At 70.8% G+C, this 15,374-nt stretch carries 16 protein-coding genes; 5 read left to right on the top strand and 11 right to left on the bottom strand.

The features are described from left to right. Positions 1-57: 57 nt before the first annotated feature. Together ACFUNE_RS06605 and ACFUNE_RS06600 are read right to left on the bottom strand one after the other, a co-directional pair. The gene (locus tag ACFUNE_RS06605; RefSeq protein ID WP_383563138.1) at positions 58-519 is read right to left on the bottom strand and encodes a molybdenum cofactor biosynthesis protein MoaE; all 462 of its coding nucleotides are present in this window, start codon (positions 517-519) and stop codon (positions 58-60) included. A gap of 213 nt (positions 520-732) precedes the next feature. Next, positions 733-1,875, bottom strand: a complete 1,143-nt coding sequence (locus ACFUNE_RS06600; protein ID WP_383563135.1) for an SDR family oxidoreductase — start codon at positions 1,873-1,875, stop codon at positions 733-735. Positions 1,876-2,066: 191 nt separating this feature from the next. Between ACFUNE_RS06600 and ACFUNE_RS06595 the strand changes: the two genes are divergently transcribed. Continuing rightward, on the top strand, positions 2,067-3,551 hold the full coding sequence (locus tag ACFUNE_RS06595; protein ID WP_383563132.1) for a zinc-dependent metalloprotease: 1,485 nt from the start codon (positions 2,067-2,069) through the stop codon (positions 3,549-3,551). Further along, positions 3,548-4,093 (top strand): NUDIX hydrolase, encoded by a 546-nt coding sequence (locus ACFUNE_RS06590; protein WP_383563129.1) that lies wholly within the window; start codon positions 3,548-3,550, stop codon positions 4,091-4,093. The genes ACFUNE_RS06595 and ACFUNE_RS06590 overlap by 4 nt, the downstream gene beginning before the upstream one ends. Positions 4,094-4,160: 67 nt before the next feature. On the opposite strand, the gene ACFUNE_RS06585 is transcribed toward ACFUNE_RS06590, so the two are convergent. The 4 genes from ACFUNE_RS06585 to ACFUNE_RS06570 all read right to left on the bottom strand — a co-directional run bounded on the left by ACFUNE_RS06585 (position 4,161) and on the right by ACFUNE_RS06570 (position 7,954). After that, positions 4,161-4,916, bottom strand: a complete 756-nt coding sequence (locus tag ACFUNE_RS06585; protein WP_383563126.1) for an AIM24 family protein — start codon at positions 4,914-4,916, stop codon at positions 4,161-4,163. Between the two features lie 18 nt (positions 4,917-4,934). Beyond that, positions 4,935-5,615: an AIM24 family protein gene (locus ACFUNE_RS06580; RefSeq protein WP_383563124.1), complete on the bottom strand. Its 681-nt coding sequence runs from the start codon at positions 5,613-5,615 to the stop codon at positions 4,935-4,937. A gap of 11 nt (positions 5,616-5,626) precedes the next feature. Continuing rightward, positions 5,627-7,225 (bottom strand): TerD family protein, encoded by a 1,599-nt coding sequence (locus ACFUNE_RS06575; RefSeq protein ID WP_383563121.1) that lies wholly within the window; start codon positions 7,223-7,225, stop codon positions 5,627-5,629. A gap of 105 nt (positions 7,226-7,330) precedes the next feature. Beyond that, positions 7,331-7,954: a M48 family metallopeptidase gene (locus ACFUNE_RS06570; RefSeq protein WP_383563118.1), complete on the bottom strand. Its 624-nt coding sequence runs from the start codon at positions 7,952-7,954 to the stop codon at positions 7,331-7,333. A gap of 180 nt (positions 7,955-8,134) precedes the next feature. Here ACFUNE_RS06570 and ACFUNE_RS06565 point away from each other — a divergent pair, with 180 nt between their 5' ends. Continuing rightward, the gene (locus ACFUNE_RS06565; protein ID WP_383563115.1) at positions 8,135-9,280 is read left to right on the top strand and encodes a TOMM precursor leader peptide-binding protein; all 1,146 of its coding nucleotides are present in this window, start codon (positions 8,135-8,137) and stop codon (positions 9,278-9,280) included. A 60-nt stretch (positions 9,281-9,340) separates the two neighbouring features. Beyond that, positions 9,341-10,783 carry an ABC1 kinase family protein gene (locus ACFUNE_RS06560; RefSeq protein ID WP_383563113.1) on the top strand — a complete coding sequence of 481 codons (1,443 nt, stop codon included), beginning with the start codon at positions 9,341-9,343 and terminating at the stop codon, positions 10,781-10,783. Between the two features lie 54 nt (positions 10,784-10,837). On the opposite strand, the gene ACFUNE_RS06555 is transcribed toward ACFUNE_RS06560, so the two are convergent. From ACFUNE_RS06555 to ACFUNE_RS06535, 5 genes are all read right to left on the bottom strand, one after another. Further along, entirely contained in the window at positions 10,838-11,041 is a 204-nt protein-coding gene (locus ACFUNE_RS06555) for a hypothetical protein (protein ID WP_383563110.1), read from the bottom strand. 151 nt (positions 11,042-11,192) lie between these two features. Then, a complete protein-coding gene (locus ACFUNE_RS06550) occupies positions 11,193-11,561 on the bottom strand; it encodes a hypothetical protein (protein ID WP_383563108.1) in 369 nt (122 codons plus the stop codon). Beyond that, complete coding sequence (locus tag ACFUNE_RS06545) at positions 11,558-11,926, bottom strand: WhiB family transcriptional regulator (protein ID WP_383563105.1); 369 nt, start codon at positions 11,924-11,926, stop codon at positions 11,558-11,560. The genes ACFUNE_RS06550 and ACFUNE_RS06545 overlap by 4 nt, the downstream gene beginning before the upstream one ends. A 170-nt stretch (positions 11,927-12,096) precedes the next feature. Continuing rightward, positions 12,097-12,429, bottom strand: a complete 333-nt coding sequence (locus ACFUNE_RS06540) for a hypothetical protein (protein ID WP_383563102.1) — start codon at positions 12,427-12,429, stop codon at positions 12,097-12,099. A gap of 170 nt (positions 12,430-12,599) precedes the next feature. Next, the gene (locus tag ACFUNE_RS06535) at positions 12,600-14,822 is read right to left on the bottom strand and encodes an ATP-dependent DNA helicase UvrD2 (RefSeq protein ID WP_383563100.1); all 2,223 of its coding nucleotides are present in this window, start codon (positions 14,820-14,822) and stop codon (positions 12,600-12,602) included. Between the two features lie 234 nt (positions 14,823-15,056). Between ACFUNE_RS06535 and ACFUNE_RS06530 the strand changes: the two genes are divergently transcribed. Further along, the gene (locus ACFUNE_RS06530; protein ID WP_014154194.1) at positions 15,057-15,299 is read left to right on the top strand and encodes a mycoredoxin; all 243 of its coding nucleotides are present in this window, start codon (positions 15,057-15,059) and stop codon (positions 15,297-15,299) included. Positions 15,300-15,374: the final 75 nt, after the last annotated feature.

Raw genomic sequence — 15,374 nt, 5'->3', positions numbered from 1 at the left:
TCACGGCAGGGGTGCGGTTACGCAAATCGGGGCTGATGCCCCCGGGGCGGTTTGCGCTCAGCAGGCGCCGACCCACTCCTCCGTGCCGTCGGAGAAACGCTGGTGCTTCCAGATCGGGACCTCGTGCTTGAGGTCGTCGATCAGCTTGCGGCAGGCGTCGAAGGCCTCACCCCGATGGGCGCAGGACACGGCGACGACCACGGCCAGATCGCCGACCTCCAGTTCACCCACCCGGTGGACGGCGGCCAGCGCCCGCACCGGGAACTCCGCCGTCACCTTCTCGGCAACCCTGCGGAGCTCGTCGGCGGCCGTCGGATGGCAGGAGTATCCGAGGGAGCCGACGTCCTGTCCGTCGTCGTGGTTGCGCACCGTGCCGACGAAGAGCGCCATGCCTCCCGCGGCCTCGTCCCCCACCGCGCGGAAGATCTCGTCGACGGAGAGCGGTGTGTCGCGGATGTCCAGGAGCCGGATGGGGTCCTGGGCAGCCTGCTCGCCGGGGTGGTCGTGGGTGCGTGCCATGGGGCCATCGTGCCGCACGGCACCGGCATCGCGGAATAGCGCTTTCGACCGGTGGCGTGCCGGCCCGCTTGGAGCCTCCTACCAGGCACGTCCGCGGTGCCCGCCCCGGGGCGCGCCCCCGGGCAGGTCTGCGGGCCGCTGTCCGACGTCGACGGACCGCTGTCCGCGGGCCGCCAGCCGCCCGCCGTCCGCGCGCCGCCGTCCGACGCCGGCCTAGAAACGGCGGCGTGCCTTGCGGGCCCGCCGGACGAGCGCCGCCGTGCCGAGGAGTGCGACGGTCGCACCCGCCGCGCCCGCCGCGGTGGCGTCCTTGCGGCCGAGCCGCCGTCCGGCGACCGTGTGGCGGCCCTCCACCTCTTCCAGGAGCGCTGCCAGGACCTCCTCGTTGGTCCAACGGGGGCGCCATCCCGCGTCGTGCAGCCGGCTCACGCTGACCACCCAGGGGTGCATGGTGTAGGCGAGGTCGCCCGCGGGCGACGGTGTGAGACCGATCCGGTGCAGCCGGGCGGCGGCGCCGAGGGCGACGGCGGAAGGCAGCTCCATGCGCCGCACCCCGGAGAGCTCCTCCACCTCCTCCTGTTCGAGCCAGCCGTCGCAGCCCACCGCGAACTCACCGTCGATCTTCTCGAGAGCCGCGTACTCCAGGGCGCTCACCAGGTCGTCCACGTGACAGAACTGCCAGGCAGGCCGCGACCCGGCGACGACCAGGAGCCTGGGGGACTCGAAGTACCGGGTGAGCGCCGTGTCCGTGCCGCCGACCAGGACCGTGGGGCGCACCACGGTGACGTCGAGACCGGGGTGGGCGCGGGGGGCCCGGCGGCCGAGCCTCTCGATCTCCAGCAGGTCGCCGACCCCGGTGGCCTCCGCCGTGGCCCGCAGCTCGGCGTCCTCGGACAGGGGGATGTCGTTGTCGGGCAGAGCGCCGTAGACCATCGCCGAGGTGCACAGCACGACCCGGTGGACGCCCACGGCCGCCGCCGCCGTCAGCACGGTCTGGGTACCGCGCACGTTGTACGCGGTACGGGCGGCGGGGTCGGTCTCCAGGTCGAGATCGAGCGCCATGTGCACGACGACGTCCGCGCCGCGCAGTTTCTCCGCGATGGCGGGGTCCCGCACGTCGAGGATGTGCCACGTCGCCTCGGAGACGTCTCCCCGGCGCTCGTCGATGGCGATGACCTGCTTGATCGCGTCCGATGCGGCGAGGTGTGCGGTGAGCAGCTCACCGATACCGGTCGCGGCACCTGTGACCGCGACCACGGGGCCGCGGCTTCGGGAGAGATTTTTCGTGGGCTTGCTTTCGGGCGAGGGGTCGGCCAGGTTTCGCGCTGCGCGAACCTGCGGATCTGGGGAACTCACCGGGCGTCTCCAGCGGTTGTCTTCAGTACGTACCCGAATGACGCGTACGTACCAGGTGGCGTCCATCCTGCCGCAGGCCGGGAGCCGGCGGAGCACTGAGGCCCCGAGCGGCCTTTGGTGTCTACGCTGGATGGTGATGTCGGGCAGTCGCCGTCGGTTCGAGCCGGCGGCCCTACGAGCCGAGGAAACCCGTGAGTGACACCCCATTCGGATTCGGCCTTCCGCCGGAGGAGCCGGAAGACGGCGACGAAGGCAAGAAGAAGGACCCCACCGGTGGTGGGCAGGGCTCGGGCGGGCCGGCGAACCCGTTCGCCTTCGGGCCCGGCGCGGGCGGGGACAACCCGTTCGCCGCGATGTTCGGCTCGATGAACCCGAACGACCTGGGTGCGGCCTTCCAGCAGCTCGGCCAGATGCTGAGCTACGAGGGCGGTCCGGTCAACTGGGACATGGCCAAGCAGATCGCCCGCCAGACGGTGTCGCAGGGCACCACGGACGGCAGCAAGGACGCGAGTGTCGGGCCTGCGGAGCGGTCCTCCGTCGACGAGGCGCTGCGTCTCGCCGACCTCTGGCTGGACGGCGTGACGTCGCTGCCCTCGGGTTCCGTCTCGACGGTGGCCTGGAGCCGCGCCGAGTGGGTCGAGGCCTCGCTCCCCGCGTGGCAGCAGTTGGTGGACCCGGTGGCCGAGCGTGTCGGCCTGGCCATGGGCGACGTCCTGCCCGAGGAGATGCAGGCCATGGCGGGCCCGCTGATCGGCATGATGCGGTCGATGGGCGGCGCCATGTTCGGCCAGCAGATCGGGCAGGCCGTGGGCGTGCTCGCCGGCGAGGTCGTCGGCTCGACCGACATCGGCCTCCCGCTGGCGCCCGCCGGCAAAGCCGCGCTGCTTCCTCTGAACGTCGAGCGGTTCGGCAAGGACCTGAGCGTGCCGCAGGACGAGGTGCGGCTCTACCTGGCGCTGCGCGAGGCGGCCCACCAGCGGCTCTTCGCACATGTCCCGTGGCTGCGCTCGCATCTGTTCGGCGCGGTCGAGGCCTATGCGCGTGGCATCAAGGTCGACACCAGCAAGCTCGAGGACGTCGTCGGTCAGTTCGATCCGTCGCAGCCCGAGCAGCTGCAGGACGCGCTTCAGCAGGGCATGTTCCAGCCCGAGGACACGCCGGAGCAGAAGGCGTCGCTGGCACGTCTGGAGACCGCCCTCGCCCTCGTCGAGGGCTGGGTGGACGCCGTGGTGCACGAGGCCGCGAAGTCCCGGCTGACCTCGGCGGACGCGCTGCGCGAGACCATGCGCAGGCGCCGTGCCTCCGGCGGTCCCGCCGAGCAGACCTTCGCCACGCTCATCGGGCTCCAGCTGCGTCCGCGCAGGCTGCGGGACGCCTCCCGGCTCTGGGCCTCGCTCACGGACGCCCGGGGTGTCGACGGCCGTGACGGCCTGTGGGAGCACCCGGACATGCTGCCGACCGCCCAGGACCTGGACGACCCCGACGGCTTCGTCCACCACGAGCAGCTGGACTTCTCCGAGCTGGACAAGATGCTCGGCGAGGCCGCAAAGGGACCCCGGAAGCCGGGGGCCGAGGGCGAGGGCAAGAGCGGGGACGAGGGCCAGAGCGGCGGGCCCGACGACGGCCCGAAGAGCGACGGCCCCAAGAACGACGGCAAGGACGACACAGGTCAGTGAGCCTGCACGACGACGCTGTTTCGGTCCTCGAAGGCTACGACGAGCCGGACCCACAGCAGAAGGAGCTGCGCGGGACCTACCTGGACCATCTGGCCGGGCACCCCGACGGCATGTGGAAGGCGTGCGGGGCCGGGCACCTGACGGCCAGCGCGCTGGTGATCGACCCGGAGCGCGGCAGGGTCCTGCTGACGCTGCACAGGAAGCTGCGGATGTGGCTGCAGATGGGCGGGCACTGCGAGCCCCAGGACACCACCCTGGCGGCGGCGGCCCGGCGTGAGGCGACGGAGGAGTCGGGGATCACCGGGCTCGTCCTGCTGCCCGGCGGACCGGTGCGGCTGGACCGGCATCCCATCCCGGGGCCCTGTCACTGGCACCTCGACGTGCAGTACGCGGCGATGGCGTCGGCCGGGGCGGTGGAGCGGATCAGCGACGAGTCCCTCGATCTGCGCTGGTTCCCGTACGACGAGGTGGCCGGGGTGGCGGACGCCTCGGTCGTCCGACTGCTGGAGCGCACCCGCGCACGGCTGGGGCACGGCCGCTAGACAGCGGTGAGGGGCGGTTCCCGCGGGAACCGCCCCTCACCGCTGATGACCGCCGGAGCGTGGCGGCTCAGTTCCAGGCGTTGTTCTGGTTCTGGCCGTGCGCGCCGTGCTGGCCCACGCCGAACTGGGCCGCGGCCCCCTGACCGATCTGGGTGTTCTGCGGAGGCAGCACCTCACTCGGCTGGACGAGGGCGAAGCCCTGGCCCAGGAAACTCAGCTCCCAGCCCTCCCCCGTGTTGCCACGGCGCCGGAAGACGCCCGAGGAGTGGGTCTGGGCCTGCATCTGGACCCGTAGCCCGCTGGACCAGGCCACGATCGCGTCGGCGTCCACATTGACGTACTTGTCCGGGGTGACCTGCATCATCAGCGGCTGGCCGGAGGTCATCAGGGCGACCTTGCCGTTCCCGGAGATGTTGAGCTGGTACTTGCCGGTGCCGGAGATCCCGTACTGGCTGTCCACCGCGATGACCTCGGTGTGCAGTGAGGAGTCCAGCGCGAGAACGTAGGCACTGTCGACCGTCATGCCCTCGTGGTCGACATCGACCACGTGGATGTACTGGGCGAGGTTGGCCAGGTAGACCGTGCCCTGACCGGAACAGCGCATCAGGTCGAGGCCTTCGCCCGTGTTCCTGCGGGCACGGCGCTGGCCCTGCGACTGGTACTCGCCGTCGAACTCCATCAGCCCCTGATAGGCGACCATGGCGCCCTTTCGGGCGAGGACGTCGTCGTGGCCCGTCAGCGAGACCCGCAGGAGCTGCGGGTTCTGGACGGTGTAGCGGTCCTGGGACTGCTGTTCGGTGTGGCTGAAAAGCGGACTCTGCATGATGTGTTCCTCCCCCGCTCAGTTCCGGACCCGCAGGCGGTCGGCACTGTCCTCGCTCGGCTGGACGACGACGATGCCCTCCCCGGAGAAGGCCATCTGGTACGCCTCTCCGCTGCCCCGGCCGATGAGCGAGCTCGCCTTGAAGCTGCGCTTGCCCTTCACCTTGAGGTTCGGGGACCACGCGACGAGGGCGTCGGGGTCGACGTACGTCTCGTCCTCGCCCCGGCCGCAGTCGACGACGATCGGCGTGCCGCGCGAGGTGATGGCGACCCATCCCGTGCCCTGGATCTGGACGTTCCACAGGCCCTGGCCGGCGAACTTGGCCAGCCCCTTGACCCGCTCCACACCCCAGGTGAGGTGGCCGTCGAAGGCCAGGAGGTTGGTGCCGTTGACCGAGAGCGAGTCGTTGGCGAGGTTGATGACCACCACGTCGGCGCCGTAGTCGGCCAGGTAGAGCAGTCCGTCGCCTGCGCACTTCATGAGGGGGGCGCCCTCACCGGTGATCCACTGGGAGGCGATCTGACGGACGGCGGGCGGGTTGGGTTCGTACTGGATGAAGCCCTCGTAGGCCACCATCGAGCCGGTGCGCGCGTAGAGGTCCTGGCCGGTGGCCATGGCGACCTTGAGCATCGTGCGGCCGTGGTTCTCCATACGGGCCGTGACGGGGGTCGGGGCGAAGCCCGCGAGTTGCTGATTCATGACGGGCTCCCTCAGACCTCGTAGGGCTGGACGACGATGAAGTTCCCGGGCGCTCCCCGGAACTGGAGGTTCACGGTCTCCCCGCTGTGCCCCGGGTACGCGTTGCGGCGCAGCCGGACCTGGCTGGAGAGGATCACCTGGGACGCGGCCGACCAGGCCACCACGGCGTTGCAGTCGGCGAAGGTGGTCGGGGTGACCGGAAGGACGACCGGCACGCCGTGGGTCTTCACGACGACGGTGCCGGTGCCCTGGAACTGCATGGTGAAGAGAGCGCCGCCGGGGATGCCGTGCCCCTCGATCCTCCGGACCTCGTACTGCAAGGACTCGTCGAACGCGAGGACGCTCTCGGCGGAGACGCAGATGCCGTCGCCCTGCAGCTCGATGGGGTGCAGATGTGCCCCTTCCTCGGCGAGGAAGACCTGGCCGCGGCCGGTACAGCGCATCAGCTGCATTTCCTGGCCGGTGGCGTTGCCGACCATACGGCCGGCGAAACCGGCACCCTTGTAACCGAAGTCGACCTTGCCCTGGTACATCACCATGCTGCCCTGACGGGCCAGCACCGGCGTACCGCCCATCGTGAGGTCGACACGCATGAGCTGCTGGTTCTGCGAGGTCCAGCGCTGTCCCGTGGCCGCTTCCTTGTACGGCTGGAGTGCGGCATGGAGGCCTGCGCCACCCGCCGGGACACCCTGGGGGACGCCGGGCGGCATGCCGGGCTGCATACCCGGGGGCTGCTGGCCGAACTGCGGAGGTTGCTGGCCGAAAGGCGGGGCCGCCGGAGGCTGCTGGCCGAAAGGCGGGGCCATCGGCGCGGAGCCCTGCCCCGGGACCTGTCCGAACTGCGGCTGCTGGGGCGGCTGTCCGTACGGGGCGGGGGCCTGAGGCGCCGGTGCCATGGGTGCCGCGATGGTCGGCGCGGCGTGCATGGGCTGCTGCGGCGCCGGCGCCGGCGGAGCGCCGAAGACAGGTGCCGGCTGCGGCGGCTGGGGAGCGGCAGGAGCTCCGAAGGCAGGAGGCGCGGATGCCTGGGCGGGGGGCGCGAACGAGGGGGCGGCACCCTGCGCGGGCGCGGCGGGGGCCTCCTCGGCGACCTCGCCGCCGAAGTTCTTGAGCAGTGCGTCGAGTCCGCCGTCGAAGCCCTGGCCGACCGCGGCGAACCGCCAGACGTCCTTCAGATAGAAGTCGCCGAGCATGACCGCGCGCTCGGTGGTGAACTCGGAACCGGTGAAGGCGTACTTCACCACCTCCTCGCCTCCCGCGACGATCCGGATATATCCGGGACCGACCTGCGACATCTGCCCGGCACCGTCGAGAGTCGCGGTGAAGGACAGCTTGTGGATGTTCGCCGGAATGCGGTCGAGGGTGACGCGGAACGATTCGGTGTCACCTGCCTGGGCACCGAGAAGCTGAATGGACTCCTCAGGCGATTTCGGCTGGTTGAAGAAGATGAAATACCGGTCGTCGGAGAGCTGCTCGTTGGCGTCGAGACCGAAGCAGCTGATGTCGAACGTCAGGCCGGGGCCTGCGATCTGCACACCTACGTACAGATCCGTCCCTGACGTGAGATCACTGATCTTGGCCTTGTGGCCGCGTTGAAATTCCCTGGCCATGCGTAACGACCGTCCCCCATCCCGAAGGTGAATGCTCGCGTCAGGCTAACCGCAAACCACGACAATGAGCCAAGCCGGTACAGACCCGGTACAGAATCGGCAAGGTCACTCTTCGCGAGCGCCCGGAAGGTGCGGAAGCCGCTCGGCGGCCACGACCCCTTCGAGATAGCCACGCGCGCGCTCGGTGCGGGAGTACGTCTCCAGCAGTCGCCAGAAACGGGGTCCGTGGCCCGGGACCAGCAGATGCGCCAGCTCGTGGAGAAGGACGTAGTCCACGACGTACTCCGGCATGCCCTGCAGCCGGTGCGACAGCCGGATGCTGCCCTCGGCCGGGGTGCAGGAGCCCCAACGGGTGTTCTGGTTGGTCACCCATCGCACGGAGGCGGGCCGCGCCCGGCCCCCCAGATACTGGCCGGAGAGCCTCTCCGCCCGGTCCACGAGCTCGCTGTCACCGATGACACGCTTGCTCTCCTGCGCGGCGAGCTTGTCGAGCATCACACCGACCCAGCGCTGCTCCTCGGCCTCCGACATCCGGGCCGGGATGAGCACGATGGTGCGATCACCCTCACGGTACGCGGACACCGTCCTGCTGCGCCGGGCGCTCCTGCGGACCTCGACCGCGCCCGTCACCGACGCGCTGGGCTGACGGATGGCTGCGCTGCGCTGCGTGCGTTCGGCGCTGCGCGCGGGGGTCTCCCCGGCGAGACCGGGAGAGGAGTCGGCGGGCACGCCACGACGTTACCCGCTGGTGGCGGGGGAAGTCGCGCCTCCTCGACGGTTCAACGTTGATCCACTTCTCGGCTTGCACCATTTGAACGACTAATGCCCCTGCCTGTGGATAACTTTCGGCCCGTTCCGCCGCAACGTTGCATTCTGGCAACGGATCCCGACACCGACCTGGGAGAAGTCATGCATCCGATGCTGAAGCCCGCACTCCGCCGGGCCTGGCGTGGACGGAACACCGTGCAATTCGGTGTGACACCCGCGCACGCGGTGACGCTGGGGCCGATGGATATCGCGACCGGCAGCTTTCTGGAACTGCTCGACGGAACGCGCGGACTTCCCCTGCTCCGGGAAGAGGCCCGCGCTCTGGATCTGTCGGACCGTCACGTGGACATTCTCGTATCGCGCCTCATGGAAGCCGGCCTGCTGGACGATCCGGATGCCGGCGGCCCGGAGGCGGACGCCTTACGGCGACGGGCCGAGACGCTCGAGCGGCAGCGGCCCGACGCCGCGGCCCTCTCCGTCGTCCATCCGGCGCCGGGCAGCGCGCTGCGCAGACTCGCGGCCCGACGCGCGATGCGGGTGCAGGTGCGCGGGGCGGGCAGGGTCGGCGCGGCCATCGCCGCGGTGCTGTCCGGATCGGGGGTGGGGCATGTCGAGGTGCTCGACGGGGGCCGCACCGAACCCTGGGACGTGGCTCCCGGCGGACTCCCGGCTTCATCGGTCGGCGAGCGCCGGGACACGGCGGCCCGGCAGCTGGTGCGCAGGTCCGCCGCCGGCGGCCCGCCACGACCGGACCGTACGGACGCGGCCCCGCCGTCCGGCCCGCCCGCGCTGTCCCTGATCGTCGTGGCACCCAGGGACGGCCTCTCGGTCTACGCCCCTGATCCGGACACCGCCGCGCCGTGGATCTCTTCGGGCACACCGCACCTCTACGCGGGAGTGATCGAAGCCACCGGGGTGGTCGGCCCGCTGGTGCTGCCCGGAGGTACCGGCTGCGCCGGCTGCCTGGCGCTGCGCCGTGCGGAGGCGGATCCCCAGTGGCCACGGATGCTCGCACAGTGGAGGTCCGGACGACGCTCGTGCGTGCAGGCCTGTGACCTGGGCCTGGCGGCATCGGTGGCCGGCCTCGCCGCGGCCCATGCGCTGTCCTTCCTCGACGGCGAGCTCCCGGCCGCCACCGGGGCACGATGGGAGGCCGCCATGCCGCTGCTGGACTGGCGGTCGGAGCGACTGGAGCCACATCCCGACTGCGCCTGCGGCGCCGCCGGGCACACTGAGGCGGAGCTCACCTCCGCGGCCGGCGCCGCGCAGGACACAATGGCCGGGTGACCGCCGACGGAGCGGAGCCGGAGTTCACGCGTCACGGCAGTCTGGGAACTGGAGGGGCACATGTCTGATCTTCCCCGGAAGGCGGTCACCCGTACCGCGAAGCTGGCAGCTCTGCCGCTCGGCTTCGCCGGCCGTGCCACTTGGGGTCTGGGCAAGCGGATCGGCGGAAGGTCCGCCGAGCTGGTGGCCCGTGAGGTCCAGCAGCGCACGGCGGATCAGCTCTTCAAGGTGCTCGGCGAATTGAAGGGCGGTGCGATGAAGCTCGGTCAGGCGCTGTCCGTATTCGAGTCCGCGCTTCCCGAGGACGTCGCGGGCCCCTACCGGGCGGCGCTGACCAAGCTCCAGGAGGCTGCGCCCCCCATGCCGACCCGCACCGTCCACGGGGTGCTGGCGGAGCGGCTCGGAGAGGACTGGCGGGAGCTGTTCACCGAGTTCGAGGACCGGCCCTCCGCCGCGGCCTCGATCGGGCAGGTCCACCGTGCCGTGTGGCACGACGGACGCGCTGTCGCCGTGAAGGTGCAGTATCCGGGCGCCGGTGAGGCGTTGCTGTCGGACCTCACACAGCTCAGCCGCTTCGCACGGCTGCTCGGCCCGTTGGTTCCCGGTATGGACATCAAGCCACTCATCACGGAGCTGCGCGACCGGGTGTCCGAGGAGCTGGACTACGAGCTCGAGGCCCGCTCCCAGCAGGAGCACGCGGCGGAGTTCGAGGACGACCCGGACGTGGTGATCCCGGGAGTGGTGCACCAGTCCGAGCAGGTGCTGGTGACGGAGTGGATCGACGGCATGCCTCTGTCCCAGGTGATCGCCGACGGCACGACGGAACAGCGGGACCGGGCGGGCCAGCTCCTGTCGCGCTTCCTCTTCTCCGGGCCCGCGCGCACCGGCCTGCTGCACGCGGACCCCCATCCGGGCAACTTCCGGCTGCTGCCCCCGGAAGGCGCGACCGCCGGGGACGCCGGCACGTCCGACGGGGACCCCGGTCCGTGGCGCCTGGGCGTACTGGACTTCGGCACGGTGGACCGGCTTCCGGGCGGCCTGCCGCAGACCATCGGCGACGCTCTGCGGATGACCCTGGACGGCGACGCCGAGGCCGTCTACGCGATGCTTCGCGAGGCGGGCTTCGTCAAGGAGTCGGTCGACCTCGAACCGGACGCGGTGCTCGACTACCTGCTCCCCATCATCGAGCCGGCGCAGGCCGACGAGTTCACCTTCAGCCGCTCCTGGCTGCGCAGCCAGGCCGCCCGGATCGCCGATCCGCGCTCCCCGGCACACCAGTTGGGCAAGCAGCTGAATCTGCCTCCGTCGTACCTGCTGATACACCGTGTCACGCTGAGCACGATCGGAGTGCTGTGCCAGCTGGGAGCGACCGTCAGGTTGCGGGACGAACTGGAGTCCTGGCTCCCCGGGTTCGTCCTCGCGGGCGGAGAGGAGCCCGACGCGGAGCAGGGGACCGACGGCGGCACCGGCAGCGCCGAGGAGGGTGCGGCAGTCGAGGTGTAGGGCCACCTCCCCTTCCGCCCGGGGCCACCCGGGGTCAGTGAAGGGCAACCCGGGTCACCACCAGACGGAGTCCAGACGGCTCTCGATCGCCCTGATGTGCAGGCGGGCGCAGTCGTCGCAGAAGTACAGGCGCCTGCCGTCCTCCATGGCGCAGAGCCAGGTCGGAGGCGGGGTGCCCGATTCCGCGGTGGTGCCGCAGCGGGCGCACGCCACATGGCCGACGGCCTGCTCCCCGGGGTGATGAGTCTCCTCGTCCACCTCGCGACGATAACGCCGCGGGCCGGACGGCGCCCACCGCAACGCACCGCGGGGCCGGCCTGTTCGGGCCGGCCCCGCGGATGGGGAGGTGGCTGCCTGAGGGGCGGAGCGGTCGCCCGGCAGCCGTACTGCTGATGGAGCTGTCAGTGCCTCAGTGCATGACGGCCATGGCGAGCGCGCGGCGGGCGCGCATCGAGGCACGCTCCGCACGGCGCTGCATCCGCCGGGCGGACACCAGGCGTGCCGCCTGTCGTCCCTCCTCGGCCTCTCTCATGCGGTCGTGCATATGCGCACGGGCCAGGGCTTCTGGGATGAGTTGCATTTCGCGGGTCCTGTTCTGACGCGAGTCGTTCGCGCCGATGATGGTGACGTTCGGGGTCGCGGAGCCGACGGGCTCACGCGTGGTGGCGGTGGTGGTGGTCATTGGTGCCTGATTTCGGGGGTCATGAGTCCGGGGACGGTCGATGGTTCCGATGTGCTTCGTTCGTGTGGGGGCCATGGCCCCCAGGCCGGCGGTCACGCTGCGACCGGGTTCTTGCGCGGACGGCCACGCGGACGCTTGCGGGCCACGACGACGCCCTGGACGAAGAGCTCGCCGCCCCAGACGCCCCACGGCTCGCGCCGCTCCTTGGCACCGGCGAGGCAGGCCTCGACCAGCGGACAGGTCCGGCAGAGGGACTTGGCGTACTCGACATCGGCCGGCGACTCCGCGAAGAAGACCTCCGGGTCGTAGGAACGGCAGGGGACGGGTACGCCGAGGTTCTCGATGGCGTCGTCGAGCGCGGTGAGCGTGGTGAGGGGGGTCAAGGTGGAGTCCTCCGTGAGGCCGGGCGGGGAGATCGTGTCGGAAGGCGGTACGGACGGGGCGTGCGTCTCGAGTTGCACGGTGGCGTTGTCCTCGTCTGGTCGTGCCGGCCTGCTGGCCGGTTGGCGGCTGGTACCAGGTCCTGCTGTCCCGAGGCTCCTTCGTCTCGTCTCATCCGTTCGGACAAAACAAAAGGGCCGCGGATCCCGAGTGGGATTCCGCGGCCCTGAAGGCGCCGGCCTGATTCTCATCAGGCTGGATCACTCCAGGGTTCAGGCCCACGGAAGGCCCACATCGTGTGGTGGTGCTGCGTCGTCTGCTTCTTGGCTCCGGCACCGGCTGCGGCTGCCGCAAAGGCATAGGCCGAGGCCTGTCCCTTCACTACGGCTGCTTCCGGTGCCTCGGTCGGTCGCTCATTGCGCTCTCGCACGGGCAGGCTCGCCAGGGACAGCGGGCTGACCATGGAGCTGCCGGACGCACCGGTGCCACGAAGCGAGAGCTCCGAAGAGCGGGCGAGGCCGAGCGAGCAGGTGGAGACGACCGACGGATCGGTCATTTTGATGGTGTTGATGATGCTGATCACGACAATCGCCTCCTCTCGGCGTCTCGGGGGACCGGCCGGGGCCGGTCCTGCGGTATTCGGATAAGTACAGCACGGATTCAGGGCTTCAGAGAAGAAGTCGCTGTTCCCGTGGTTAAGAACCTATGGTGACGACTGCTGCGGGCGCAAACTATTTTTTCGACGAGTTTTTCTCACACGTCGCCGTCGCCCTCCTCCTGCTCCTGACGCACCGTCCGGCCTGCGCAGATGTCCAGCACGTCGGCCCCGAACCTGGTCAGCTTCCGGTTGCCGACGCCGGCGATGACGACGAGCTCACCCTCGCTGCCCGGCGCGGCTTCCGCGATCGCCATCAACGTCTTGTCGGTGAAGACGCAGTAGGCGGGCTGGCTGATCTCCTTCGCCCGGTCCGCGCGCCACTCGCGCAGCCGCTCGAACAGCCCTTCGTCCATGTCCGAGGGGCAGTCCTCGCAGCGCATCAGCTTCATCTCACCGGCTTCGGTGAGCGTCCTGCCGCAGACCCTGCACCGCACCGGGCCCCGTCGCGCGGGCCGTGCGGGCTTCTCCGTGCCGACGCCCACCGCGCCCGCCCGTGATCCCCGGTCGATGCCTCCGCCGCCTCCGGTTACGCCCCGTGGGCCGAGCGCCGCCGAGCCCGGCCGCAGTCCGTTGAGGAAGCGGGTCGCCCTGCGGTTCCCGCGCCCGCCGGGCGACCGGGACAGGGCCCAGGACAGCGAGAGGTGGAAGCGGGCCCGGGTGACACCGACGTACAGCAGCCTGCGCTCCTCCTCGACCTGTTCGTCCGTCTTGGCGTAGGCGATCGGCATCATGCCCTCGGTGAGTCCGACGAGGAACGCGGCGTCCCACTCCAGGCCCTTCGCCGAGTGCAGCGAGGCCAGGGTGACGCCCTGGACCGTGGGTGCGTGCTGGGCGGCGGCACGCTCGTCGAGCTCGGCCACGAGAGCGGAGAGCGTCGCTCCCGGCCTGGCCTGTTCGAAGTCCTCCGCCAGTCGCACCAGGGCGGCCAGGGACTCCCAGCGGTCCCGCACCGCCCCCGAGCCGGCGGGCGGCTTGGAGGTCCACCCCTTGGTGGAGAGCACCGCCCGCACCTCGGAGGGCAGGTCGTCGGCCCCGTCGAGCAGCGAGTCGTTGCCCCCCGCGCGGGCGGCGCCGCGCAGGGCGACGCCCGCCTCCCGCACCTCTGGCCGGTCGAAGAAGCGCTCGGCGCCGCGCAGCTGGTAGGGCACACCCGCGTCCGCGAGGGCCTGCTCGTAGACCTCGGACTGGGAGTTGACCCGGTACAGCACGGCGATCTCACCGGCGGGAACCCCGGCGGCGATCAGGTCCCGGATCCGCCGTGCGGTGCCCTCGGCCTCCGCGGGCTCGTCCGTGTACTCGGTGTAGACGGGCTCGGGGCCCTTGTCACGCTGCGAGACCAGCTCCAGGCGGTGCTCGGCCGCCTTGCCCCGGGCCTGGCTCAGCAGGCCGTTGGCCAGGTGGACGACCTGGGGGGTGGAGCGGTAGTCCCGCACCAGCTTGACCACCGTCGCGTCCGGATGGCGGGTGCGGAAGTTCAGAAGGTGGTCGGGGGTGGCCCCGGTGAAGGAGTAGATCGTCTGACCGGCGTCGCCGACCACGCAGAGATCGTCCCGGTCACCCAGCCAGAGGTCGAGGAGACGCTGCTGGAGCGGGCTGACGTCCTGGTACTCGTCGACGACGAAGTGCTGGTACTGGCGGCGCACATGATCGGCGATGTCGTGCCGGTCCTGGAGGATGCCGACGGTCAGCAGCAGCACGTCCTCGAAGTCGATCACCGACCGGTCGCGCTTCAGCTGCTCGTACATCGCGTAGATCTGCGAGAGCTCCGCCGGGTCGCGCGGGGCGTCCCGCTGGGTCTTCGATACGGCGGCCGGGTAGTCGGCGGGCACGGTCTGGGTGACCTTCGCCCACTCGATCTCACTGGTCGCGTCCCGGAGCTCGTTGCGGTCGAGCCGGATCCCGCAGCGGGCCGCGGCCTCGGCGACCAGCTGGACCTTGCGCTCCACCAGGCGCGGGAGCTCCCCACCGACTGCTTTCGGCCAGAAGTACTGGAGCTGGCGCAGCGCGGCGGAGTGGAAGGTGCGGGCCTGGACACCGGTCGCTCCGAGCTGGCGGAGCCTGCCCCGCATCTCCCCGGCCGCCCGGTTGGTGAAGGTGACGGCGAGCACGGTCGTCGGCTGGAGGATCCCGGCACGCACTCCGTAGGCGATGCGGTGCGTGATCGCCCGCGTCTTGCCCGTACCGGCTCCGGCCAGCACGCACACGGGTCCGCCGAGGGCCGTCGCGACCTCGCGCTGTTCGGGGTCGAGCCCGTCGAGCACGGCGTCCGGGGAGTCGGGGACCTGTGGGAAGAGGGTGGAATGCGTTGCTGCTGTCACCCTGCCATGCTGCCAGGTCGCGAGGGGCCGCCGAGGCCGTTGTCCACAGGGGCCGCCGTTTGTCGTACCGGCGGGGCGGGCGTCGTCCCCCTGTGGGGGCCGGGGCCGGGAATGGTGGTCGGGTCCCGGACGTTCCCTCCATGCGGGACGCGGACGTACTCGTCCCGTCCTCACGGCGAGACTTCCCAGCGGGACACACCAGCGGGACCTACGAGACAAGGGAGCACCGACGAGATGCCGGGCACTGTGACGATGTACAGCACCACGTGGTGCGGCTACTGCCGCCGGCTCAAGGGCCAGATGGATCGCGAGGGCATCGCGTACACCGAGGTCAACATCGAGCACGACCCGGATTCGGCAGCGTTCGTCGAGAAGGCGAATGGCGGAAACCAGACGGTTCCGACCGTGCTCTTCCCCGACGGTTCGACGCTGACCAACCCCTCCCTGGCCCAGGTCAAGCAGAAGATCGGTGCCTGACCGGCCCCGTGCACGACGAAGGCCCCCCCCCCGGCGGGGGGCGTCGGCGGGGACCGGGGGGCGGTCAGCCCCGCA

The sequence above is a fragment of the Streptomyces sp. NPDC057287 genome, assembly GCF_042667905.1.
Lineage (GTDB): Bacteria > Actinomycetota > Actinomycetes > Streptomycetales > Streptomycetaceae > Streptomyces.
Note: the sequence above shows the minus strand (reverse complement) of the source record. Positions and strands in the feature narration are given on the sequence as shown.

What these genes read in the sequence shown, in the direction of transcription:
- ACFUNE_RS06565 (WP_383563115.1), top strand. Translation starts at nt 8,135, where the DNA reads ATGCATCCGATGCTGAAGCCCGCACTCCGCCGGGCCTGGCGTGGACGG.
- ACFUNE_RS06575 (WP_383563121.1), bottom strand. Translation starts at nt 7,225, where the DNA reads ATGGCCAGGGAATTTCAACGCGGCCACAAGGCCAAGATCAGTGATCTC.
- ACFUNE_RS06580 (WP_383563124.1), bottom strand. Translation starts at nt 5,615, where the DNA reads ATGAATCAGCAACTCGCGGGCTTCGCCCCGACCCCCGTCACGGCCCGT.
- ACFUNE_RS06585 (WP_383563126.1), bottom strand. Translation starts at nt 4,916, where the DNA reads ATGCAGAGTCCGCTTTTCAGCCACACCGAACAGCAGTCCCAGGACCGC.
- ACFUNE_RS06605 (WP_383563138.1), bottom strand. Translation starts at nt 519, where the DNA reads ATGGCACGCACCCACGACCACCCCGGCGAGCAGGCTGCCCAGGACCCC.
- ACFUNE_RS06530 (WP_014154194.1), top strand. Translation starts at nt 15,057, where the DNA reads ATGCCGGGCACTGTGACGATGTACAGCACCACGTGGTGCGGCTACTGC.
- ACFUNE_RS06560 (WP_383563113.1), top strand. Translation starts at nt 9,341, where the DNA reads ATGTCTGATCTTCCCCGGAAGGCGGTCACCCGTACCGCGAAGCTGGCA.